Origin of the sequence: Rhizobium sp. CBN3 (assembly GCF_030518245.1) — a bacterium.
Taxonomy (GTDB): Bacteria; Pseudomonadota; Alphaproteobacteria; order Rhizobiales; family Rhizobiaceae; genus Rhizobium; species Rhizobium aethiopicum_A.
Genome location: NZ_JAULSE010000010.1, coordinates 68,221 through 91,853, shown reverse-complemented (window position 1 = coordinate 91,853; position 23,633 = coordinate 68,221). Strand labels below are relative to the sequence as shown.

Genomic DNA, 23,633 nt, shown 5'->3' with positions numbered 1-23,633 from the left:
CCTATTCACTATTGAGATAGTGGCCGAATCTCAGTTTCCCCGCCTTGGCTCCACAGGACGCGCATTTAAGGCGTCCTTCGATCTCCTCAATGACTGCGTACTTCAAGGTCTCGGGCAATTTGTCCCGCGACAACTCTCGTATCTCGTGGCAGGCAGTGCATTCGGCCATGATCTCCACATGCTGCGGGCAAACGTTGATGTATCCGGGCGACCAGTCCCTGATCTCCTGAAACCGTCGAGCGCCTACCATTTCGGCCCTCTTTCCATCGTCATGCCCCGCGGCGCACTCTTCGGCAGATAGGCAATAGCCACGCGGCGGCTGCCGCAGACCGGACAGCGCATGCGCTGCGAGAGCATAGCAAGAGGAAAATCGCGTCCCCGCGTGGCCACCAGGGTGACCAGATCCAGCTTGTGCTTCCACCGGCATTCGCGCACGCTTTTCAGCCCCTCACGCTTTCCCCAAGCGCACCTGGCGCTGACATCCCATCCTGCATCCATTGCCTCGCCGATCGTTTCGGCCATGCGTCATCCTTCCCTTTTCAGGGCCTTTCTGCCGCATTTTTGAGAAGCTCCGCCCGAGCGATGTTCCTAATATGTTCTCGCTGGTGGCCGAGTCAATAATCAATCTTGGTCAATTGCTTTTTAAGGTGTTGCTGATGTCATGGCGGCATGACAAAGCCGCCTCGCAAGCCTTCCCAGCCCTTGCTGGGTGACGCGGATGCACCACTCCGCAGCCGGCCGCGCCGGCGGCGCGATCCCGCCCAATCTCAATTGCTTCTCGACCCGATGCCGGCGCGCATCGACCCCTGCCTCGCGCTCCTCAAGCCTCGGCCGCCGAAAGGTCCGCAATGGGCGTATGAAGTAAAATGGGACGGCTACCGCTTGGCTATCCACATTGAACCTGGCGGCGTCCGCATTCTGACGCGCGGCGGCCATGACTGGACGGACCGTTTTCCTGCCATCGCCGCCCAGGCAAAGCGCCTTCCTGTTTCGACGGCGATACTGGACGGCGAAGCCGTCGTGTTTGACGAGCTGGGCCGGTCGGATTTCGGCAAGCTTCAGAAGTCGCTCGGCGGCCGCGGCGGAAAGCGGGCATCGTGGGAATCGGTCTCGATGGTCTTCGATGTCCTCTATCTCGACGGCCACGACCTCACAGAAACCGAGTTCACCGCGCGGCGCCATCTCCTCGAGGGGATAGTACCAGCCGGCGGGGAGGAGGCCATTCGGTTGTCCGAGGAGATCGAGGCGGATGGCGACACGCTCTTCCGTATCGCCTGCGAGCATGGGCTTGAGGGCATCATCGCCAAAGACCGCAACAGCACGTATCACGGCGGGCGAGGCGGCGAATGGCAGAAGATCAAATGCACCCATAGCGACGGCTTCGCGATCGTCGGCTATCAGAGGTCCAGCTCGGCGTTCGGGAATATCCGCGCGCTGCTCCTGGCTGCACGCAAAGGCGGTCAGCTGGTCTACGTCGGATCCGTCGGGACTGGCTTTAAGGCAAGCCAGGCATTGGAGCTTCGCGCGGCGATGGACAAGCTTAAGGTGTCGGCGCCTGCGGTGAAGTACACCGGGCAGCGCAAGAACCTGATCTGGATCAAACCGAAGCTCGTCGCCGAGATCGAATATCGAGCCTGGACGCACGATGGGAAGCTGCGGCACCCAGCCTATAAAGGCCTCCGTGATCCGGCGGAGAATGCTGGTATTTGCGAGATCTAGTAGGCGTTAAGGTGTGGCAGGGTGTGGCAGCGCCTGTTGAAATTCAACGGAAATTATTTCAACCAAAGTGTGGCAGTGGACGCCGCATCGGATTGAAATCGCTCGTTTTGCCAATTCCGGGCGAGGCCTCCAACAAATTCTCCAAGAGAAGCAGCGGCTTAGTAAAAGGCTTCCGGAAGTCCGGGGCCATTCATGTGTCACAAAATTTTCCCAGCAATTACAACCAATTTCCGCGAGTCTCTTTTGGCTACCGGCAGCTCCACGGCACATAGAATGGCACATGCGATGCCGGCCTAAACCCCGGCGGCGCCTCTCTTTTCCTGCCCTTGATGTTCTGTCATTCTTCCTCCATGCCCGGTGTCCTCGAAACGGCGTCCACCGATCCGCATCGCTCCTTGCGGGCGGTGACGGTCGCGAATCGTACTACACTCCGGCGTATTACGGTGAGGCGAGCAACCCGCGAACCGTTCCAGCGATCGTCAACCAAGAAAAGCGCCATCACGATGTTGGCCTCACGCGGTCGGATCGACGCCGCTCAGCTTACCGCTGCAACGAGATTCCGCGCCTTGTGGGAAGCGATGTGCCGGAGCACGCCTACGGTCGTGAGCCGGTGGATGGCGGCGGTCGTTCGGACCCGATCACCCACCGGCAGATGCATGCGGCCGAGGAGCTTGGTGTCGGGCCGTGCAGAGCGTCGCTTGGGAGCTGACCGGAAAATTGCCTCCGCACGACCCAACTCCAGGATGGGTGGATCGCTAAGAGGAAGGCATTATGCGAACTGGAACTAACTGGCTTTCTCCCGCGATCCGGTGAGTTAACCTCATTGTCCAGATGTGGTTCCGGTACGATGCCAAAAAAGCCCCGCCGAAGCGGGGCAGTTGACAACACTGGATCGCATAGGAGAAACACCCGTGCTTTCCTGATGCTACAACGAGATGAGATTGGTAAGGTTCCACGTACGGTCTCGTACTGGGGATCTACTCGCACCAGTCATTGCGCTGTTCCGGCTTCAGCCAGGAGCGAATCCTTCGGTAAGCAGCTTTTTTCCTATTTCCTTACCATTCATACGATAGATGTTCACAGCGGTGCCTATTGTTCCCGCTACGATAGTTCTTTTTATGAGCCTTTCGTCCGGCCATGTAATTCCAGCAGCTTTTAGTAGTGCTCCTCGATCCCCTGCATGCCTCCCGGGACTGCACTTCCACCGCCGGTAATACATCCAAAGGACGCCCCAATCGTCCTTTGAGCAATCTGGCAATAAGCGCAACGTCAGGATTAAGCTGTACGGGTTCGTGTTTGGAGAAGTGCCATGGTGCTGGTCGAATACTGCCTGCACAAGCTTGGAAGCTTTTTTTATGGCACTTACTATCTGAATGGTCGGGCAATGGTGCTCAGTTTCGCCATTTCCATTGGCCTGGTTCTGACGGTTTTCGCGGTGGAACTCACCTATGTGGGGTTCGGCAATTCCGGGTTCCGTCGGGTTTTCTTCGAACGCAGCAAATCCACAATCACCGACATCGTCTATTTCGTCCTTCAGGCGACGGGAATGATTACGCTGTTTGCGGCGCTCGCATCATTTGGTCTGTCCTATGCCATCACCCGCGCGGCTCAGGATGCCCCCCACCTGGACCTTGCCCGGAGGCTGCCAGGCTGGGCACATGTTCTCTTGTTCCTAGTGCTGTCAGACTTCTTGAGCTACTGGCAGCATCGGTTGATGCACCGGCTGCCCGTACTATGGCGGCTGCACGAATTTCACCACGCAGCCGAAGAGTTCAACGCGCTGACTTCGTCGCGGGAGCATCCGCTGGAGAAGGCCATAAACATGGCCATTATGGTCGTTCCGGCGCTGCTTATCGGCCTGCCAACGGCCGAATTCGCCATCGTGACCATCACCTTTGGCGCCATTGGTCTGGTCAAGCACAGCGCCATTCCCTGGCATGGCTGGTTTGGCAAATACGTGATCCAGTCACCACGCGACCACTTCATCCATCACTCCCGAGTGCGGGAACATCACGACAAGAATTTCGCCAATTATTTCCCGATCTGGGATCATTTGTTCGGCACCTATTACGAGGGCGATGCAGACGGTGCAAAGCTCGGTCTGGACCGCGACTACTTCAACCAAACCGATCCGTTCCGCGAAAGCATCGCCACAGAAATCCGTTTCTTCCAACGCGCGGGGCAAGCTGCCAAGGCCAAGTGCGGCATAAGCCCCATAAGCGGAAAACCTGCCTCGCCGCAGGGGCTGTCGGGCCCGGAACAGCGCCGGTAGCGCGAAGCTGGTATCGCTCTGTTGTGATAAGCGGCAGCTTTCTGGAATCCACGAACTAGCTAGGCCTCCAATCAACTTTTCACCCCGCGATAAGCGTCTAATTTTTCTGTAGAAACTTTCAGGTGTGGCAATTTGGACTTGAACAGTTCCGCCACACCAGAAGGCAGGTGTGGCAGTCTGTTCCCCATTCACCCTTCTGCAGCCTCGGCCTCGTCGGCGACTGCGTCAGAGCGCATGTACTCCATGCAGAGCCAACGGAAGGTGTTGGACTTCACGCCGCCGACAGGGCCTTCGCCTCTCCAGCGCGCTCTATGGCCCGCTCTGCGGCTTTCCTTGCCTTCCAGTAGGCCGTCGTGCTTCCCGCCAATGCGCAGGTAGAAGCCCATCGTGCCGTGTCGGCTTTTGTTCTTCTCAATCTGCGGTAGATCGATGTTGGCCACGTCTGTCATGCAGACGCCGCCACTCGTCGCTGTCGTTGGCGTCAGCCCTCTGGTTCGGAATGACGTCCTCTGGCCATTCCGACATAGCGGCGGCGGCGATCTCGGCGACAAGCCACACCGGCTATGCCACTTCCGCGGACGGGGGGGGAAACCGTCCTCTACCATCAGATCGACCGTTCTTCGAGGAGGTGGGCATGTCGGGCATGGTGTCTCAGCCGCTGTGGTCCTTCCTCGCAGTACCGGCAGTCTGAAGGATATTCTAAGTGCGCATATTTTATCGGGGGGGGGCGGGAGAGGCGGCCGCCGAGAACGGGAGCTCATTGGTGTCCCGCCCGCGGTACCTCATGGGGATGCCAGCGGCTCGGAATGCCGCGTCCGCAAGCATTTGGAGGCCACGACCACATTATAAGCCGTCACGGTGCGAAGCGAGTCGAGGTACTCGTTCTCGTCGTAAACCGCGTCACTTAAAAACAGGCGCGCAATCTTGTCTTGTGACTGAAGCATGAGGTCCTCTTCGTGCGAAAGCGGCAGATCATCGAAGAAGTTCATAGCGTTGTAGTTTCTGAAGTACGTCTCGTTGCCGCAAGCATATCTTATGTCATTCTGAACATAGAATTTGGCGATGGGGATAGCTATCCGATTAAGAAATTGAGATTGCTCGTATTTTCCGAACTCTCGGAGATACTCGATCGGAAATGCGACAAAAAGCAGTACAGGGAAGAAGATGATGAAGGCTGATGCCGCGAACAATATCTTGCGCACGATTGAGTAACATCCTCTCTGTAACGCGTTAGCGGGGTCCATCTGAGCCGATTAGCATATCAGAGTGGCGAAGACCCTACAGAAGATGCTGACTTACTGCCCCGTCGTCAAAAGCGTACATGTCATTAATCCGAGGAAGAGGTGGGAGCCGGACATTGTCACACGCCTCCTGGCAAAAATAGCTGTATTCGGCATTGCCGCCGGTGGACTGTTCTGGCTAGTGGCCGCCGCCGGCATCGAAAGACAGCCCGCTTCTGAAAACGTGTTTGAATAGCGGCTCTCGATATCGCGCCAGCCACCCTATCATCAAATGCTTGAGCATCCGGTTTTCAGGATTTTGACATGCGCTGCAGGAAACTCGCACGATCCGCTGCCCATTCGTCGTCAAGAAGACGCAAACCTTCATCGGTCCAGAACCCGCCTCCTAGCTCCGGCTTGACCAAGCCGTATGATGCCAACACTTCGACGGCCTTTTCGCCGGCGCTCATTGACTTGTGAACTAGCCCTTTCGGGCCTTCGTCCATGTATTGCAGACACATATGAGCCAGAGCCTTCAAAATCGTTCTTTCTTCTGATGTCATGGAAGTTATGTTCCTCGCAGTGCAAAGACTCGGCGCGCTGACTGCTACGGCAGTTTCTCGCTACCCACCACCCGATTGAGGCTTGCTGCCTTGACCCCAACCCAACTGCTCTTCGTTATCTTCCATGTCCGCGATGTTGTCAGCCAACACGGCCGCGTGCTCGGATAGAATGGCAGCCACATTGTCGAGAAGCATCGCCAGGTCAGGGTCGCCGTCGAAAAGCTGCTCCTGCTTAGCTTTCAACTTTTCGATATGGGATGCTCCATCGTGAGCGATAAGGTGTGGCAGGGTGTGGCAGCGCCCGATGAAATTCAATGGAAATTATTTCAAACAAAGTATGGCAGTGGACGCCGCACCTGATTGAAATCACTCAGTTTGCCAATTCCGGGCGAGCCAGCCAATTTCTCCTCATGACTGCTAAAAGAGTTGCGAAATCTCGCTGATTTTCGAGGTGGCTGCCGCACACTATTTTACAAGCAAGCGCACACGACCTCCGTCGCCCGCGCGGATTGTCGCGGGCTCCATGCAAGCCGCGCCGGAGTTGCTTCGGCGCTCGATTTCCTCAGATCGTTTCCCCGTCCAGCAGCCCGCAGCAGAAGATGCCGACGAGCGCTGCGACGATAAGGAAATCGAACAGGGTGAAATATTCGAAAATCGCAGACATGGCCTGCTCCTCCTATTCCCTCCGCTGCAAATCATAACATGAAGAGGCAGGGCGTTCCACGCTTGCGTTGCAGCCCTTGCCCTCCTGTGGCGCGAAAGAGCCGCCTGGCGGATTCTTTTCGCCGACCGCTGCCAAGCCTTGAAAGCATCCGTGGCGGAGATTAAGAGACGAGGGACAGGAACCGCTTTTTAAGAGCGAGAGGACATGATGGATTTCGAAGCAGCGCGCGCAAAGATGGTCGACACCCAAATCCGCACCACGGATGTTACCTCGCATTCCGTGCTGACGGCTTTTCTCACCGTGCCGCGCGAGACTTTCGTGCCGGAGAAGTCAAAGCTGCTCGCCTATATCGACAACCACGTCGAAATATCGGCCGCCGCACCGGGCAAGCCGGCCCGCTTCCTGATGGAGGCCTCTCCGCTCGCCAAGCTGCTGCAGCTGGCCGCCATCGGCAAAGACGATTTTGTGCTCGAGGTCGGGTGCGGCACGGGATATACATCGGCGCTGCTGTCGATCATCGCCGGCTCGGTCATCGCGCTCGAATGCGACGAGGCGCTGGCTGCCGAAGCGAAGGCAAAGCTTGCCGGCTACGGCAAGGTCGAGGTTGTGACCGGCCCCCTCGAAAAGGGCTACGCCGCCGGCGCCCCCTATGATCTGATCTTCGTCAACGGCGCTGTCGAGGAGGTTCCGGCCGCTCTTCTCGGGCAGTTGCGCGATGGCGGCCGTCTGGTCACCGTCGAAGGGCACGGCAATGCCGCTCGTGCCAAGGTCTTCGTCGCCGAGCGCGGCGCCATCTCGGAAAACGTCTTCTTCAACGCTTCGGTCAAGCCGCTGCCGGGTTTCGCCAAGGCGCGCGAATTCGTTTTCTGACGCGGTTCTCTCTGTTCAATTCAAGTGACGGGCGCCTTTGGCGCCCGTTTTGTCCGTGCTGCGGAAAAGCCTTCACAAACATCATTTATTCTGACGCTGTCGTCTCCGAATGCCGGCGGCAAGCATTGGGTAACAAAACTGTGCATGGCCGCATTCAATTGATTCGCGATGATTTTTTTCGCGTCTGGGGTATTCTAAGGTCGTGGTGATTCGGATGAACGCTCCACACCGTCCGATCGTTGTGTTGGAATAACGGGGATAGATATGGCTCAGCCAAGTGTAGCGCGTGAACCGTCCATGGAAGAAATTCTGGCCTCCATCCGCCAGATCATCGAAAGCAATGAACCCGGCGCCGGCAAGGCGATTTCAGCTTCCGTGCCGCCGGTTTACGGCGCCGACGACGACGAAAACGGTTCCGAAATCCATCTGACGGTGGATGACACCTATGCCGGCGTGGAGTTTCCCGAACCGGCCATGCGCTCTTCCGATCCGCGTTTCGTCGCCGCCAATTCGGCCGGCACCCCTGAGACCGAAGCGCCGGCCCGCGCGCTGTCGCTTGCCGATGTCGCAGCCCGCGTGCGCGCCGCCTCCGAGCGCAGCGCCGTGCAGGCCGGTCAAGCCTTGCGCGAAATTCCGAGCGGCTTCCGCCAGCCGGAGCCGCAGCCGGCCGTCATGCCGGAGCCCCCGCGCGCTGCAAGTCCACAGCCGCAGCCGACACAGCCCGTTTTTGCCGCTGCCGCAGCACCCGTTTCCTCTGTTCCCGTCCAACAGCCGGCAGAACCGACGCTTGCCGAAACACCGCGTGTCGCCGTCGCCGAGCAAGCCGCTGCTGCCGCCGAAACTGCGCCACCGGCTTTGGAGCCCGCTCCTTCGTCGACCGAGCGTTTCCTGCCGAGCGTTGTCGAGGAGGTCCAGCCGGCGCTGCTTTCGGAAGATGCCGGTCTGCAGATCAGCCGCTCCTTCGAGGAGCTTGCCACGGCGATCGACGGTGCCGAGAGTCGGTCGCTGGACGAGATTGCCGAGGACATGCTGCGCCCGATGCTGCGCGAATGGCTTGACGATAATCTGCCGACGCTGGTCGAACGGCTGGTGCGCGAGGAAATCGAGCGCGTGGCGCGCGGCCCGCGCCGCTGATCGGATTGTTTTTTCCTGGAAAAGCCGCTCCGGTCTCCGGGCGGCTTTTTTATTGACTTGGCCGTGGCCATCCTATTTACAACCCCCCATCCTCGAACCTCGAAATTGGTCAGAAAATGCTCGACAAGACCTATGATTCCGCTGCCGTCGAACCCAAAATCGCCGCGAAATGGGATGAGGCGGATGCCTTCCGCGCCGCCGCGAACGCCAAACCGGGGGCCGAGACCTTCACCATCGTGATCCCGCCGCCAAACGTCACCGGTTCGCTCCATATGGGGCACGCGCTCAACAATACGCTGCAGGACATCATGGTGCGTTTCGAGCGCATGCGCGGCAAGGACGTGCTCTGGCAGCCGGGCATGGATCACGCCGGCATCGCCACCCAGATGGTCGTCGAGCGCAAGCTGATGGAGCAGCAGCTGCCGGGCCGCCGCGAGATGGGCCGCGAGGCCTTCATCGACAAGATTTGGGAGTGGAAGGCGGAATCGGGCGGCCTGATCTTCAACCAGCTGAAGCGCCTCGGCGCCTCCTGCGACTGGTCACGTGAGCGCTTCACCATGGACGAAGGCCTGTCGCAGGCCGTTCTCGAGGTTTTCGTCACGCTCTATAAGGAAGGCCTGATTTACAAGGACAAGCGCCTCGTCAATTGGGACCCAAAACTTCTGACGGCGATTTCCGACATGGAGGTCGAACAACACGAGGTGAAGGGCCATCTCTGGCATCTGCGTTATCCGCTCGAGCCGGGTGTCACCTATCAATATCCGATCGCCTTCGACGAGGAAGGCAAGCCGACTGAGTTCGAGACGCGTGACTATATCGTCGTCGCCACGACGCGACCGGAGACGATGCTCGGCGATACCGGCGTTGCCGTGAACCCCGAAGACGAGCGTTACAAGCCGATCATCGGCAAGCATGTCATCCTGCCGATCGTCGGCCGCAGGATACCGATCGTCGCCGATTCCTATGCTGATCCGACGGCCGGCACAGGCGCGGTGAAGATCACACCTGCCCATGATTTCAACGACTTTGAAGTCGGCAAGCGCGCGAAGCTGCGGGCGATCAACGTCATGAACGTCGATGGCACCATTGCCATCAAGGACAATGAAGACTTCCTTGAAGGTCTCGACAATCCGGCGGCGCTGCATGGCGCCTGGGACCGTCTGGAAGGGCAGGACCGTTTCTATGCGCGCAAGGTCATCGTCGAGATCTTCGAAGAGGCCGGCCTTGTCGACAAGATCGAACCGCACAAGCATATGGTCCCGCATGGCGACCGCGGCGGCGTGCCGATCGAGCCGCGGCTGACGGAACAATGGTTTGTCGACAACAAGACATTGGGGCAGCCTGCCCTGGAGTCCGTTCGCGAGGGAAGAACCAGATTTATTCCCAGGAATTGGGAAAACACCTATTTCAACTGGCTGGAGAACATCGAACCGTGGTGTATCTCCCGCCAGCTCTGGTGGGGCCATCAGATTCCCGCTTGGTACGGCCCCGATGGTCAGGTCTTCGTCGAAAAGACCGAGGAGGAGGCGCTGCAGGCGGCGATCCAGCATTACCTCTCGCATGAGGGGCCAATGAAGGCCTATGTCGAGGACCTCCTCGAAAACTTCAAGCCTGGCGAAATCCTGACGCGGGACGAGGACGTGCTCGACACCTGGTTCTCTTCTGCGCTCTGGCCTTTCTCGACGCTCGGCTGGCCGGACGAGACGCCGGAACTCGCGCGTTACTACCCGACGAATGTCCTCGTCACCGGTTTCGATATCATCCCCTTCTGGGTCGTTCGCATGATGCAGATGGGCCTGCATTTCATGAAGGACGAGAATGGCGATCCCGTCGAACCCTTCCATACGATCTATATCCACGCACTGGTGCGCGATAAGAACGGGCAGAAGATGTCGAAGTCGAAGGGCAACGTCATCGACCCTCTGGAACTGATCGACGAATACGGCGCCGATGCGCTGCGCTTCACCCTGGCGATCATGGCCGCACAGGGCCGCGATGTGAAGCTCGACCCGGCCCGCATCGCCGGCTACCGCAATTTCGGCACCAAGCTCTGGAACGCCACGCGTTTTGCCGAGATGAACGGTGCCAAGAGCGATCCGCACTTCGTGCCGGAGGCTGCCGAACTCACCATCAACCGCTGGATCCTGACGGAGCTTGCCCGTACGGAACGTGACGTTACGGAGGCGCTTGAAGCCTTCCGCTTCAACGATGCCGCCAGCGCGCTCTACCGTTTCATCTGGAACGAAGTCTGCGACTGGTATCTCGAGCTGCTGAAGCCGGTCTTCAACGGCGAGGACGAGGGCGCCAAGGCCGAAGCCCAGGCCTGCAGCGCCTATATTCTCGAAGAGATCTACAAGCTCTTGCATCCCTTCATGCCCTTCATGACCGAAGAGCTTTGGGCGCATACCGCAGGCGAAGGCAAGGAACGCGACACGCTGGTCTGCCATGCCGAATGGCCGGCGCCGTCCTATGCCGACAACGCAGCCGCCGACGAGATCAACTGGCTGATCGACCTCGTCTCCGGCATCCGCTCCGTGCGCGCCGAAATGAACGTGCCGCCGTCGGCGACCGCCCCGCTGGTCGTCGTCAAGGCCAACAATCTCACGCGCGAAAGGCTGTTCCGCCACGACGCCGCCATCAAGCGGCTTGCCCGCGTGGAAGCGATATTGCTCTCCGACGATGCGCCGAAGGGCGCGGCCCAGATCGTCGTCGCCGAAGCCACCGTCTGCCTGCCGCTCGGCAATCTGATCGACCTTGCTGCCGAAAAGGCCCGCCTGGAAAAGGCGATTGCCAAGATGGACGGAGAAATCGCCCGCATCAATGGCAAGCTTTCCAACGAGAAGTTCGTCGCCAACGCCAATCCCGAGGTGGTTGAGGCCGAGCGCGAGCGTCTCGATGAGTTGAAGGGGCAGATCGCCAGCTTGAAAACCGCGCTTTCCAGGGTCAGCGAAGCCGGATAAATTTCATCGCCGATTTTGGTAAGTTATTTCAAAGGCGCGCCCGCTTCGGGCGCGTCTTTTGTCGTCTGGGGCAAGCCTGATTCGGTCTTGAGCGCGGCTGATTTGAGGCCCTGAGCCTGTGGATTTTGGCTTTACGACTATCCTTTTGGTGAAAACTGTCACTGTTGTCGGATTGATACAGCTTCTGCAATGTTTGGAATGAAAACCCAAAAGCCCACCTCAAAATCGATAGCTCTAGAATAATATTTTATTAACCAGATTTTTTGACGTGTCCGTCAATTTCTTTACGTAAGTTAGCCACTGCAATGCCTGGGAGCGCCGCCGTGGGGCGCGTTGCCATGTCGAGCGGACGCTTACTAAAGTGGCGTACATCAATTGCTGGAGTGGGGGAGACACAATGGCATCGCGTATGTTTTCCAAGAGCGTAACGTCGCTCGTTCTTCTTTCGTGGCTTGCCTCGCCGTCCTTTGCCGGTGGCCTGGAGCGCGGCGGCTATAACATCGATCAGCTGTTCGATACGTCGCCTTTCTCGTTTCAGTCGGGCGTGACCTACGTCACGCCGCAGCGCAAGCTGAAGGATGTCCGGGACACGAATACGTCGATACTGACAGGAGGCGGCAATCTGAACAGCCGTCCAGACACGGCTGACGATACCTCAAATTACACCATCCCCTATATTGGTTTTAAGGCTGGTTTTGGCGATGCAGTCGACTGCCTCGTTGACTATTCGGAGCCCTTCGGCGCGCACACCGACCCCGGCGTGAACTGGGCAGGCGCCAACGATAACATTGAGACAGAGATCAAAACCCGCAACTATGGCGGCACCTGCTCCTATCGTTTTGATGTCGGCCCTGGGCAGCTTCGCTTCATTGGCGGCGCTTTTTATCAGGAAGTCGAAGGCTTCAAGGAACGTCTGGTTTCAACGCTTCCGCTTCTGCTTGGTACTGGAACCGGCGTCGGTCGCCTGGATATCGACGATAGCGGTTGGGGCTGGCGCGCCGGCATCGCTTACGAGATCCCGGAATATGCGATGCGTGCGAGCCTCGTCTATAACAGTCGCGTCAAGTACGATGACCTGTCAGGGACCGTTGATCTCCGTCAGGTTCCGGTTGTGCCGTTGTACGGGGGCTTAGTCACACCTGTTTCCGGTTCCGCCGAAGCGCCGGATTCGCTGGAGTTGAAGCTGCAAAGCGGTATCGCTCCGGATTGGCTTGCATTCGGATCGGTTAAATGGACGAATTGGAGCGTCCTGCAGTCGGTAGCATTCTGCCCGACCAACGGTTTGCCTTGCCCCGCGGGTGGTCTAACTTCGCTCGACCTTCTTTATCGTGATGGTTGGACGATCTCCGGCGGTGTCGGCCATAAGTTCAATGAACAGTGGGCCGGTGCAGTCAGCCTGACATGGGATCGCGGCACCAGCCAGGGCTATGGCGCGCAGACAGACAGCTGGACGCTCGGTCTCGGTGCGGCCTATACGCCGACAGAACATATCGAATGGCGCTTTGCAGGTGCCGTGGGCGTGTTGACGAGCGGTTCGTCTGGTGCTGTGACCCGGAATGGCGTCACATACGGAGATGATGTCTCCTATTCCTTTGACGATGATCTGGTCGCTGCACTGTCGACAAGCATAAAGATCAAGTTTTAATTCCACGTTTTGAAGAATAGAGGAGCCCGGCACTGCCGGGCTCTTCTTTATGTGCGCCCATTAATCATATTATTTTCTGGTCTCGTTTTGTGACGATTCAGCAACAGTTTTTTACGATGAATGGCGTATGGTGGCGATGGGGTGAATTTGTCCATTTCCCGCCACAAAGAGAGCGCAGCGGTATTTGCGGGCGAGGTGATGGCAGACTTACGGTGCGTGTAATCAGTAGCATGAATCGATTTTTTTCCGGTAACAGCAAATCGTACGGCGCAAGTGGCGACAGCCGCGTGATTGCGGCCGTTTTTCTTTCCGGACAAGGCTATTGCGACCAGAAATTCGACCTCACTATCATGCCATCTATCCATCCATTGCTGTCGTTCTCTGCCCGTTCGAACAGGCAGCCGAGCTTAACGGCAGATGTCGATACCGGTTTGGTCACATTTACTATTTACGAATGCGATAAAGGCGGGAAGGCGGATGGCGCGCCCGTCGAAAGAGCGCCGAGAAGGTTGCAGGCGGACCGTGCCGGGAGCCGGGTGGTCCTGAATGATGTGCTGAAAATTCGGCCTTTGAGAAAAGGCCTATGGGCTGGATGCGACGCGGGCAAAGGGGCCATGGAGCTCGCCGCGGGATCGCTCGCCTCGAAAGAATACATCCGCGGTATGCCTGGCGTCAGCGCCGGCTGCGCGCGATGAACGAAAGAAATCGGTTGAAATGGTAACGTCCGAGTTCAAACTGTTCAAATTCATGCTGGTGAGCATGTGGATGGCAATATCGCTGTCCGGTCCGGTTCAGGCTTTCGACATCAAGAGCGACGTCAGCAAGGAGTCCGGTCCTTTCGATCTGTTCAAGTTCGGCTTCAAGGCCTACAAAAACGGACAGAAAGAGGAGGCGGTCGAAGCCTACAAATACGCCGCCGAAAAGGGCCATACCGGTTCGCGCTGGGCGCTCGCCAACATGTATGCCGACGGCGACGGCGTCACCCAGGACGATTTCGAAGCCTTCAAGATCTACAGTGAGATCGCCCAGCAGGGTGTCGAACCCGGCTCGGAAGATACCGGCTTCTTCGTCAACGCGCTCCTCTCGCTCGCCAACTACTACAAGCATGGAATTGCCGGCAGCCCGGTCAAGATCGATCTCACTCAGGCGCGCCAGCTCTATTTTCAGGTTGCCTCCACCTTTGGCGTTCCCGAAGCACAGTTTCAGCTGGCGCAGATGATGCTGGCCGGCGAAGGCGGCAATGCCAGCCCGCAGCAGGCGAAAAAATGGTTGAACCAGGCCCGCAAAAGTGGCCACCCCGGCGCCATGGCGATTTTCGGAAATATTCTTTTCGACGAAGGCCAGACCGCTCGCGGTCTCGCGCTGATGACTGCCGCTCTCGACCGCTGCAAGCCCAAGGATTGCAGCTGGATGGAGGCGCTGCAGGAGCAGGCCTTCTCGGTTGCCAATGAGGCCGACCGTCGCACGGCAGTTTCGCTGTCGCACGCCATTGCGAGCGGTTCCGACTGACGCTTTCCGTTCAGCGCCACGCGGCATTCAACCCGTGCGTCTCCGCGCGCCCCTGAAATGACGCGCTGCCATGGGCTCGGAATGTCAGGCTGCGAAATCGAAATAGGCGATCACCGGTACGTGGTCGGACGGCTTTTCCCACGCCCGTACATGTTTTTCGATAGCTGCCGACGTCATCCGGTCGGCCGCTTCCGGTGACAGCAGCAGATGGTCGATGCGGATGCCGTTGTTCTTCGGCCATGCACCTGCCTGATAATCCCAGAAGGAATAGAGACGCGTCGCGTCCGTCGTCGCGCGCACCGCATCGGTCAAGCCGAGATTTTCAAGTCTGCGGAAGGCCTGCCGCGTCTGCGGCAGGAACAACGCATCGCTTTCCCATACCTTGGGATCGAAACAGTCGTGCGGTTCAGGAATGACGTTGTAATCGCCGGCAAGCACCAGCATCTCTTCATAGGCCAGCCGTTCGGCCGCAAAGCTCCTCAGACGCTCCATCCAGGCGAGCTTATAGGGGTATTTCTCGGTGTCGGCGGGATTGCCGTTCGGGAGATAGATGCAGCAGACGCGCAGGATGCGCGTGTCGGGCAGGGTGAACACCGCTTCCAGGAAACGCGCCTGTTCGTCCAGCGGGTCGCCGGGCAGGCCGCGATTGACTTCAAAAGGTGAAGTCTTGGAGAGGATCGCGACGCCGTTGAATCCCTTCTGGCCGTGCGTCTCGACATGATAGCCGAGCGCTTCGATCTCCAGCCGGGGAAAGCCTTCGTCGATCGTCTTGATCTCCTGCAGGCAGACGATATCGGGATCGGAATCCTTGAGCCATTGTGTGAGATTGTCGATGCGCGCCTTGACGCCGTTGATGTTCCAGGTCGCGATCTTCATGCTCTGTTCCGTTCGCTAGGGCATGTCGCGCAAAACTATGCGGCTGTTTTTGCGATTTACGACACGCGGAAAATCAAGAGCTAAAGCGTGGCAAGCGAATCTGAAAGATCGCGACGCGCTTCAGTGCGCTCCTTTTATCGCGGTCTTTCGCCGCTGGACAAGCCGATAAACCGGCTGGAAGCAATTCTTCCGCCGGTCGTTGGGGACAACGCTGTGTGTTCGGATATTCAGATCGAGAAGCTGGTGCCGCAGCCGCAGCTTGCCACCGCATTCGGGTTCTTGATCTGAAAGGATTGGCCAAGCAGATTGTCGACGAAGTCGATCTCCGACCCTGCCATATAGACGAGCGACAGGCTGTCGATCAGCACCTTCGCGTCGTTCTTTTCGACGACGATGTCGTCATCCCCAGCGCTGTCGGCAAGGTCAAACTTGTAGGAAAAGCCCGAACAGCCGCCGCCTTCGACGGAAACGCGCAGCGCGCTCTTGCCGGCCTCCGCACTGATGATGGCGGCGATACGCTTTGCCGCGGCATCCGAAAGAGTTACACTCGTATCCGTCATATTTCCTCCTGCCGGGGTCAAGATCCGGAGAGAATGGGTTTTGGCACTCGAATGTTCAAATGCCTGATATCAAAGGAACTTACCATGATCTTCGCGAAAAGGCCATGATGCGCCGAAGCGGTCGGCGAACGCCGCTTTGCCGTTTCGTCGGGCTATAGGTATGAAGAGGGCAAAGCGGCGTCAATGGGCAGATGCGGCTACAGGCAGAATGACGGTGAAGAATGACGATTGACAGGCGAGCTCTAGGTTTCGGCGGCAGCGAGAGGGCGGTCTATGCGGCCGACCCGTGGACGACGCGTGGGCGTCTCTATCCGGAAGACAGCAGTCCGACTCGCTCCGATTTCCAACGCGACCGCGATCGCATTGTCCATACCACCGCCTTCCGCCGGCTGAAGCACAAGACCCAGGTCTTCATCGCCCAGGACGGCGATCACTATCGCACCCGGCTGACGCATACGATCGAGGTGGCGCAGATTGCCCGTGCGCTTGCCCGCGCCCTGAAACTCGACGAGGACCTGGCCGAGGGCGTGGCGCTGGTGCACGATTTCGGCCACACGCCGTTCGGCCATACCGGCGAGGACGCGCTGCACGAGGTGCTGCTGCCTTATGGTGGCTTCGACCACAATGCCCAATCGCTGCGCATCGTGACCAAGCTCGAGCGGCGATATGCCGAATTCGATGGCATCAATCTGACATGGGAAAGCCTCGAAGGGCTCGTCAAACACAATGGTCCCCTGCTGACGCCGGAAGGGGCCGGCACGCGCGGCCCGGTTCCGCAGCCGATCCTCGATTATTGCGAATTGCACGATCTCGAGCTCGCGACTTATGCCAGCCTGGAAGCCCAGGTCGCGGCGATCGCCGACGACATCGCCTATAACACCCACGATATCGACGACGGCCTGCGCTCCGGCTATCTGAGTTTCGAGATGCTGGAGGAAATTCCCTTTCTTGCCGGATTGATGGCGGAGGTGAGGGGGCGCTATCCGCATCTGGAACCGAGCCGATTCACCCACGAGATCATGCGCCGCCAGATCACCCGCATGGTCGAGGACGTCATCGGCGTCGCGCAGGAGCGCCTATCACTCCTTCGTCCCGAGAGTGCAGCCGAGATCCGCGGCGCCGACCGGGTTATCGCCACCTTTTCCGAAGAGATGGCCGAAACCGACAGGCAGATCAAGGCGATGCTCTTCAAGCGCATCTATCGCAATCCCGATATCATGCGCATCCGCGCCGGTGCTGCCCAGATCGTCACGGACCTCTTTGCCGCTTACATGGCCAGTCCCAAGGAGATGCAGAGCCATTACTGGGTCGATCATATCGCGGGGCTCGCCGATGCGCCGAAGGCTCGTCATGTCGGCGACTATCTTGCCGGCATGACCGACACCTACGCGATCAGTGCCCACAGGCGATTGTTTGACCACACTCCGGATTTGCGATAGGCAGCGGTCGCCCGCCGAAGGCCGATTTGCGCCTTTGGCACAGCCTATGCATGGAAGAGTGCGATGAACCTTTTTACCGACTTCGAAGCCAGGATCAAAACCGCCCTTGAACAGATCGATCTGGTCAGGGAAAAGCGATCTGAGCTCGATTTCGGCCGCATCGCAGTCGAACCGCCGCGCGATGCGAGTCACGGCGACGTTGCGACCAACGCCGCGATGGTGCTGGCAAAGCCGCTCGGCACCAATCCTCGCGCCCTTGCAGACGTCATCATCGCCAAGCTCAAGGAGGATGCCGACGTCGCCGATGTTTCGGTGGCAGGTCCCGGTTTCATCAACATCCGTCTCGCCGTCGGCTATTGGCAGCGGCTGCTGGCTTCCGTCATCGGCGCCGGCACCGACTATGGCCGCTCGACCCTCGGTGAAGCCCGCAAGGTCAACGTCGAATATGTCTCGGCCAATCCGACCGGCCCGATGCATGTCGGTCATTGCCGCGGCGCCGTCGTCGGCGATGCGCTCGCCAACCTGCTCGCCTTTGCCGGTTACGGCGTCGAGAAGGAATATTACATCAACGATGCCGGCTCGCAGATCGACGTGCTCGCCCGGTCGGTCTTCCTGCGTTATCGCGAAGCGCTGGGTGAACGGATCGGCGAAATCCCGTCGGGTCTCTATCCGGGCGACTATCTCGTGCCCGTCGGACAGTCGCTTGCCGCCGATTACGGCGTCCGGCTGCACAACATGCCGGAAGAGCAGTGGATGCCGATCGTCAAGGATCGCACCATCGACGCGATGATGGTCATGATCCGCGAAGATCTGGCGGCGCTGAACGTCCATCACGACATCTTCTTCTCCGAGCGCACCTTGCACGCCAACGGCGCGGCAGCCATCCGCACCGCGATCAACGACCTGACCTTCAAGGGTTACGTCTACAAGGGCACGCTGCCGCCGCCGAAGGGCCAGCTTCCTGAAGACTGGGAAGATCGCGAGCAGACACTGTTCCGCTCGACCGAGGTTGGCGACGACATGGACCGGCCGCTGATCAAGTCGGACGGCTCCTATACCTATTTCGCCGCCGACGTCGCCTACTTCAAGAACAAGTTCGATCGTGGTTTCGACGAGATGATCTATGTGCTTGGCGCCGACCATGGCGGCTACGTCAAGCGCCTGGAAGCGGTTGCACGCGCCGTTTCGGAGGGTAAGGCGAAGCTGACGGTGCTGCTCTGCCAGCTCGTCAAGCTCTATCGCAATGGCGAACCGGTGAAGATGTCGAAACGTTCGGGCGATTTCGTCACGCTTCGGGACGTCGTCGAGGAAGTCGGCCGTGATTCGGTCCGCTTCATGATGCTTTATCGCAAGAATTCCGAACCGCTCGACTTCGATTTCGCCAAGGTGACGGAGCAGTCGAAGGATAATCCTGTTTTTTACGTGCAGTATGCGCATGCCCGCTGCATGTCGGTCTTCAGGCAGGCAAGAGAGGCTTTTCCCGGCCTCGATCTTTCGCCCGAGGATCTTGCGAAAGCCGTTGCTGGCATTGGCGATCCGGCCGAATTGCAGCTCGTCGCCAAGCTTGCCGAATTCCCGCGTATTGTCGAGGCGGCCGCCCAGTCGCAGGAGCCGCATCGCATCGCTTTTTACCTCTATGACCTCGCCAGTGCGTTCCACGCGCACTGGAACAAAGGTAAAGATCAGCCGGAATTACGATTTGTTAATGATAAAAACCGAGAATCAAGTATTGCCAGACTTGGGCTGGTGTACGCCGTCGCGTCGGTTTTGAAGTCGGGACTTGCCATTACAGGCACTGCCGCACCTGACGAAATGCGATAACGTCACCATTTACCCACAATGCGCTGGCATTTGAGCGTTGGCGTTTGCGAGTGGGATAGGCATGGCTGAGAAACAATTTGCGTATGATGCGCGCGGAAAAGACGATCTGTTTGCCGACGACGATCCGTTGGCCGAACTTGCCCGGATCGTCGGTTTCGAGCCGCGTGTTGCAGCGAATACCGTAAGCGACGCCGCCCGGCGCGAACCTGCCTTCGATCTGGAGGATGAGCTCGGGCGAGAATTCGATCGCTACGATTCACCGCGTCCGCTGGCCGAACTCGATCGGCCGGCCGAGCCGATCTCCGACGGCATCGCTTCCGAAGACTATGTCGAGCCCATTCTCGATGCTTCTCCCGCTGCCGTAAGCGTGGATGTTCCGGAGCCCGTCTCCGTTGGTCCCGTCGCCGCAGAAGAAGCTGCCCAACCTCCGGCAAGGAACTGGGACGTAGTCGCTGCCGACGGGGCGTCCGGTCCGCAGCAGCTGTCCGTCGATCCTGTTTCCGAGGTGCCGGCTCAAACCGCTTTCGGCGGCGCCCGCGACCTGATCGAGGAACTCGAACTGTCGATCGGTGCAGCGCCGGTCTCTTCGCTGGCGCAGTCCGCCAAAGCCCCGCAATGGTCGGCCGCCAGCATCAGGCTGCCGCTCGCCAATTTCCACGCCCCGAAACGTGAGGAGCCGGTGGCAGTGGTCGAGCCGGCCGCCGAAGCAGTCGCTGCGCCTGCGGCTGAAGCCGTCGCTGAACCGATGGCTGAAGCAGCGGTTGCCGATCTTGCCTCGGCGGAGCCGGAGCCCGTGGTCGAGCGGCCGGCGCCCGTCGCCGCTGTCGAACTTCCCGAGGAGTTCGAATCCGCGGCGCCGTCGTTCGGCTTCCCGGCCGAGCTCGATCGCCACGATGAAGCAATTGCGCCGCAAGAAACTGCTGAAGCCGAGGAATTCGTTGAAGTCGAGGACGATCTGGAAGAGTTCGGTTCCGACGCCGGTTTCGATCTCGCGGCCGCCGTCGACGGCGAAATCCAGGCCGATGCCGCGCTGACCGAGGTCGGACCTGAAGTTCCGCATATCGCCGGCACCTTCGATGTCGACGACCTGCTGGCCGACGTCTCGCGCTATCCCGTGCCCCGCCCGGTATTGCAGCGTGCCAATCTGGCGCCGGTTTCGCCGGAGCCCGCTCCCGTCGAAGTCGCCCCGGTTGCTGCCGCACCGGTTCAGCCGGAGGCGATCGCGCCCGCGCCGATCCTGTCCGCTCCGATCGAAATAGCGCCTGCCTATGCTGCCGAAGCCGCAAGGCCGATCGCGCCGCAGCCTGCCGCGATCACGCAGTCCCAGCCTGACGTGACGGCCTATTCACGGGCGCCGCAGCCCGCGCCGGAAGCCGATGATCCCTTCGCGGGCCACGATTTCGAACTGGACCTCGCCGGTATCGAGCTGGAACTTGCCGATCTCGATTTTTCCGAAGCAGCAGAGCCGGCGCCGCAGCCAAAGGCACAGCCGGCGTCCGCTGCGCCCCAGCAGGCAACGCCTGAGCACCCGCAGGCCGCTGTCCCGGCGCAGCCCGTGCCGGTCCTGGTTTCCGAGCAGCCGGCTCCGGCTCCGGCTTTCAACTGGGCACCTGCCGCAGAGGCGTCCGCCGCTGAATCGACCGAAGATCTGCCCTTCGATCCGGCGATGATCTCCGATCCGGAGGATCGTCCCGAGACGGTGGACGACATGCATGTGCCGGCGCTGCCGCCGGTCGAGCAGCCCGCTCCGGTTGCAAAAACCGCGGATTTCGATTTCGATCTCGATGCGGAGATCGCGAGCTTTTTCGAACCGGCCAAGCCGCGCGAAACGGCGGCGTCCGCCCGTAATATGGCTGCCGCTGCGGCAACGCCGGTCAAGCCGACCATTGCCGACGGTCTCGATGATTTCGAACGGGCGCTGGAGGAGGATTTCCGCCGCAGCGTGCGCGAGCCGGTCGAACGCCGGGAGACCTCCGAGGTCCACATCGAGTCGGCAAGCCAGGCCGCTGATTTTAGCCGCGCCCGGTCGATGCGCCGGCTGCTGGCCGGGGCGGTCGTGCTGGTGGTCTTCGCCGGCGTCGGTTATGGGGTCTATTCCTCCGTCTGGAACGGCGAAGGGCTCGGCATTGTCTCGTCCGGCGAACCCCGTGTGATCACGGCCGACAAGGAGCCGGTCAAGGTCGTTCCGGAAAATCCCGGCGGTAAGACGGTGCCGAACCAGGATAAGGCCGTCTACGACCGCGTTGCGGGTTCCGCCGAGGAGCCGAAGCAGAAGGCGCTCGTCTCTTCCGACGAGGCGCCGGTCGATGTTGTCCAGCGCACCTTGACGCCGGAGGCATTGCCGGAAGATGACGAGAACGCCGGCGCTGACGATCGGGTCACGCCGACGGCGGTTGGCGAGACGGAGGATCCGCGTCTGTTGCCGAACCACGCCAACGCCGACGACGCTTCTGCAACCGACGCCGACAAGACGCCGTCCGTCTCGCCGCGCAAGGTCCGCACGATGATCGTCAAGCCTGACGGCACGCTGGTCGCCCGCGAGGAGTCCGCGCCGGCCGACCAGCCGGCGCCGTCTGCTCAGCCTATGCCGTCTGACCAGCCGCCAGTGACGGCGCAGTCGGCCCCGTCTACGCCATCGGCCCCGATCGCGCCGCCGGCTGCCGGATCGGCTGCGAGCTTCCCGGCAAGCGCCGAGATTGCTTCCGCCGATGCGCGTTCTGCAGCACCAGTTCAAACCGCGCCGGCACAGCCGTCGCCTGCCGCAAGTGCCGATGGGCAGGCGGCAAATCCCACGCCGGTCGATGCGCCGGTACGGCCGGTCAAGACGGCAACGATCGCCGATACGGCCCCGGTTCCGATCGCCCGTCCGGCCGATCAGCCTGTCAACGTCGTTAGCACTGTTACCGATAAGGGCAATGTGCGCACGCCCGCGCAGCAGCCGAAGCCGACGCAGGTCGCCTCGGCAACGCCGGCCGCCGCCCAGCCGCAGCAAGCCGCATCAGCGGGTGGCTACGGCCTCCAGATCGCTTCGCTGCCGTCGGAGGACGAGGCGAATAAATCTTATGCAAACCTGTCGAAAAAATTCGCCGGCGTGCTTGCTGGCCGCGCCCATGAGATCCGCAGGGCCGATATCGCCGGCAAGGGCACTTTCTACCGTGTCCGCATCCCGGTCGGCTCCAAGGATGAGGCCGCAGCGCTCTGCGAACAGTATCGCGCAGCGGGCGGAAGCTGCCTGATCTCCAAATAACATCGGCCATTGAATTATGAGAGCGGCGAGCCGGATCGGCCCGCCGCTCTTTTTTGTGCATCGCGTCCGCGCTTGCTCGCATTTGGCCAGCCGCTGTTTATGATTCTTCCATGACCGAATCAAAAGCGATGATCCTTGGCTGCAGCGGCCTTGCCCTCACATCTGAAGAAAAGGCCTTTTACCGGGGCGAACGGCCCTGGGGCTTCATCCTCTTCGGGCGCAATATCTCCGAAGCAGCGCAGATCACCGATCTCGTCGCCGAAGTGCGCGACAGCGTCGGCTGGCATGCGCCGGTGCTGATCGATCAGGAGGGTGGTCGCGTCCAGCGCATCCGCCCGCCGATCCTGCCGCGTTATCCCTCAGGCCAGGCGCTGGGCGATCTCTATCGCCGAAACCCGGCGCTCGGGCTGCGCGCCGCCTGGGTGATGTCGCGCCTGCATGCCTTCGACCTTTCGAACCTTGGCATCAATGTCGATTGCCTCCCGGTTCTCGACGTGCCGGTCGAAGGCAGCAGCAATGTCATCGGCGACCGCGCCTACGGTGGCGATCCAAAGACGGTCATCGCAATGGGACGGGCGGCCGGCGAGGGGCTGAAGGCCGGCGGCCTGCTGCCCGTGATGAAGCATATGCCCGGCCATGGTCGCGGCTTTGCCGATTCACATCTGGAACTGCCTGTCGTCACCGTCTCGCGCGATGAGCTGGAGGCCCATGATTTCCCGCCCTTTATCGCGATGAAGGACGAGTTGATGGCAATGACCTGCCATCTCGTCTTCACATCAATCGATCCTGACAATCCGGCGACGACCTCGCGCAAGGTGATCGACGGCGTTATCCGCGAGCACATCGGTTTTGGCGGTCTGCTGCTTTCCGACGACAGTTCGATGAATGCTCTTTCCGGCACGATCGGTGAACGGGCGGCGAATATCATTGCAGGGGGATGCGATATCGTGCTGCATTGCAATGGCAAGATGGACGAGATGCTAGATGTCGTGGCAAATGTTCCGCCGCTGGCCGGTCTTTCGCTTGCCCGCGCAAAAGCGGTAGAAGCAGGTTTTACCGCTCCGGATAGTGCCGACGAGGCGGAGTTGAGGGCGGAATTCGAGGCGATGTTCGTGTCGGTGTGATCGTAGGAGA

At 59.9% G+C, this 23,633-nt stretch carries 19 protein-coding genes and 1 pseudogene; 13 read left to right on the top strand and 7 right to left on the bottom strand.

Features of this window, described 5'->3' with window-relative positions:
• Window positions 1-243: 243 nt before the first annotated feature.
• A complete protein-coding gene (locus QWJ46_RS16625) occupies window positions 244-522 on the bottom strand; it encodes a hypothetical protein (RefSeq protein ID WP_302752166.1) in 279 nt (92 codons plus the stop codon).
• 147 nt (window positions 523-669) lie between these two features.
• Here QWJ46_RS16625 and ligD point away from each other — a divergent pair, with 147 nt between their 5' ends.
• From ligD to QWJ46_RS16610, 3 genes and pseudogenes are all read left to right on the top strand, one after another.
• Window positions 670-1,719 carry a non-homologous end-joining DNA ligase gene (ligD, locus tag QWJ46_RS16620; RefSeq protein WP_302752165.1) on the top strand — a complete coding sequence of 350 codons (1,050 nt, stop codon included), beginning with the start codon at window positions 670-672 and terminating at the stop codon, window positions 1,717-1,719.
• A 350-nt stretch (window positions 1,720-2,069) separates the two neighbouring features.
• Window positions 2,070-2,392, top strand: a pseudogene (locus QWJ46_RS16615) (hypothetical protein); the annotation flags it as partial.
• Between the two features lie 636 nt (window positions 2,393-3,028).
• Window positions 3,029-3,991, top strand: coding sequence for a sterol desaturase family protein (locus QWJ46_RS16610; protein ID WP_184452590.1), 963 nt, complete (start codon window positions 3,029-3,031; stop codon window positions 3,989-3,991).
• Window positions 3,992-4,179: 188 nt separating this feature from the next.
• Here the strand turns inward: QWJ46_RS16610 and QWJ46_RS16605 are convergent, their stop codons facing one another.
• From QWJ46_RS16605 to QWJ46_RS16590, 4 genes are all read right to left on the bottom strand, one after another.
• Window positions 4,180-4,440: a hypothetical protein gene (locus tag QWJ46_RS16605; RefSeq protein ID WP_302752164.1), complete on the bottom strand. Its 261-nt coding sequence runs from the start codon at window positions 4,438-4,440 to the stop codon at window positions 4,180-4,182.
• Between the two features lie 333 nt (window positions 4,441-4,773).
• Complete coding sequence (locus QWJ46_RS16600; protein ID WP_302752163.1) at window positions 4,774-5,193, bottom strand: hypothetical protein; 420 nt, start codon at window positions 5,191-5,193, stop codon at window positions 4,774-4,776.
• A gap of 329 nt (window positions 5,194-5,522) precedes the next feature.
• Window positions 5,523-5,774 (bottom strand): hypothetical protein, encoded by a 252-nt coding sequence (locus tag QWJ46_RS16595; RefSeq protein ID WP_302752162.1) that lies wholly within the window; start codon window positions 5,772-5,774, stop codon window positions 5,523-5,525.
• A gap of 60 nt (window positions 5,775-5,834) precedes the next feature.
• Entirely contained in the window at window positions 5,835-6,089 is a 255-nt protein-coding gene (locus tag QWJ46_RS16590) for a hypothetical protein (RefSeq protein WP_302752161.1), read from the bottom strand.
• A 553-nt stretch (window positions 6,090-6,642) separates the two neighbouring features.
• On the opposite strand from QWJ46_RS16590, the gene QWJ46_RS16585 reads away from it, so the two are divergent.
• The 6 genes from QWJ46_RS16585 (at window position 6,643) to exoR (ending at window position 14,556) form a co-directional block, all read left to right on the top strand.
• Window positions 6,643-7,308 (top strand): protein-L-isoaspartate O-methyltransferase, encoded by a 666-nt coding sequence (locus QWJ46_RS16585; RefSeq protein WP_302752160.1) that lies wholly within the window; start codon window positions 6,643-6,645, stop codon window positions 7,306-7,308.
• 264 nt (window positions 7,309-7,572) lie between these two features.
• Window positions 7,573-8,442, top strand: coding sequence for a PopZ family protein (locus tag QWJ46_RS16580; protein ID WP_302752159.1), 870 nt, complete (start codon window positions 7,573-7,575; stop codon window positions 8,440-8,442).
• A 116-nt stretch (window positions 8,443-8,558) separates the two neighbouring features.
• Window positions 8,559-11,402 carry a valine--tRNA ligase gene (locus QWJ46_RS16575; RefSeq protein ID WP_302752158.1) on the top strand — a complete coding sequence of 948 codons (2,844 nt, stop codon included), beginning with the start codon at window positions 8,559-8,561 and terminating at the stop codon, window positions 11,400-11,402.
• Window positions 11,403-11,799: 397 nt separating this feature from the next.
• Window positions 11,800-13,047, top strand: a complete 1,248-nt coding sequence (locus QWJ46_RS16570; protein ID WP_184452578.1) for an OmpP1/FadL family transporter — start codon at window positions 11,800-11,802, stop codon at window positions 13,045-13,047.
• Between the two features lie 89 nt (window positions 13,048-13,136).
• Entirely contained in the window at window positions 13,137-13,742 is a 606-nt protein-coding gene (locus QWJ46_RS16565) for a hypothetical protein (RefSeq protein WP_302752157.1), read from the top strand.
• Window positions 13,743-13,761: 19 nt separating this feature from the next.
• On the top strand, window positions 13,762-14,556 hold the full coding sequence (exoR, locus tag QWJ46_RS16560; protein ID WP_184452575.1) for an exopolysaccharide production regulator ExoR: 795 nt from the start codon (window positions 13,762-13,764) through the stop codon (window positions 14,554-14,556).
• An 84-nt stretch (window positions 14,557-14,640) separates the two neighbouring features.
• On the opposite strand, the gene xth is transcribed toward exoR, so the two are convergent.
• Together xth and erpA are read right to left on the bottom strand one after the other, a co-directional pair.
• On the bottom strand, window positions 14,641-15,432 hold the full coding sequence (gene xth / locus QWJ46_RS16555) for an exodeoxyribonuclease III (RefSeq protein ID WP_302752156.1): 792 nt from the start codon (window positions 15,430-15,432) through the stop codon (window positions 14,641-14,643).
• A 227-nt stretch (window positions 15,433-15,659) separates the two neighbouring features.
• Window positions 15,660-15,992: an iron-sulfur cluster insertion protein ErpA gene (erpA, locus tag QWJ46_RS16550; RefSeq protein ID WP_064709130.1), complete on the bottom strand. Its 333-nt coding sequence runs from the start codon at window positions 15,990-15,992 to the stop codon at window positions 15,660-15,662.
• 221 nt (window positions 15,993-16,213) lie between these two features.
• Here erpA and QWJ46_RS16545 point away from each other — a divergent pair, with 221 nt between their 5' ends.
• The 4 genes from QWJ46_RS16545 (at window position 16,214) to nagZ (ending at window position 23,623) form a co-directional block, all read left to right on the top strand.
• On the top strand, window positions 16,214-17,431 hold the full coding sequence (locus tag QWJ46_RS16545) for a deoxyguanosinetriphosphate triphosphohydrolase (protein ID WP_302752155.1): 1,218 nt from the start codon (window positions 16,214-16,216) through the stop codon (window positions 17,429-17,431).
• A gap of 63 nt (window positions 17,432-17,494) precedes the next feature.
• Window positions 17,495-19,252, top strand: coding sequence for an arginine--tRNA ligase (gene argS, locus QWJ46_RS16540; protein WP_302752154.1), 1,758 nt, complete (start codon window positions 17,495-17,497; stop codon window positions 19,250-19,252).
• A gap of 61 nt (window positions 19,253-19,313) precedes the next feature.
• A complete protein-coding gene (locus tag QWJ46_RS16535) occupies window positions 19,314-22,499 on the top strand; it encodes an SPOR domain-containing protein (RefSeq protein WP_302752153.1) in 3,186 nt (1,061 codons plus the stop codon).
• Window positions 22,500-22,609: 110 nt separating this feature from the next.
• Window positions 22,610-23,623 carry a beta-N-acetylhexosaminidase gene (gene nagZ / locus QWJ46_RS16530; RefSeq protein ID WP_302752152.1) on the top strand — a complete coding sequence of 338 codons (1,014 nt, stop codon included), beginning with the start codon at window positions 22,610-22,612 and terminating at the stop codon, window positions 23,621-23,623.
• Window positions 23,624-23,633: the final 10 nt, after the last annotated feature.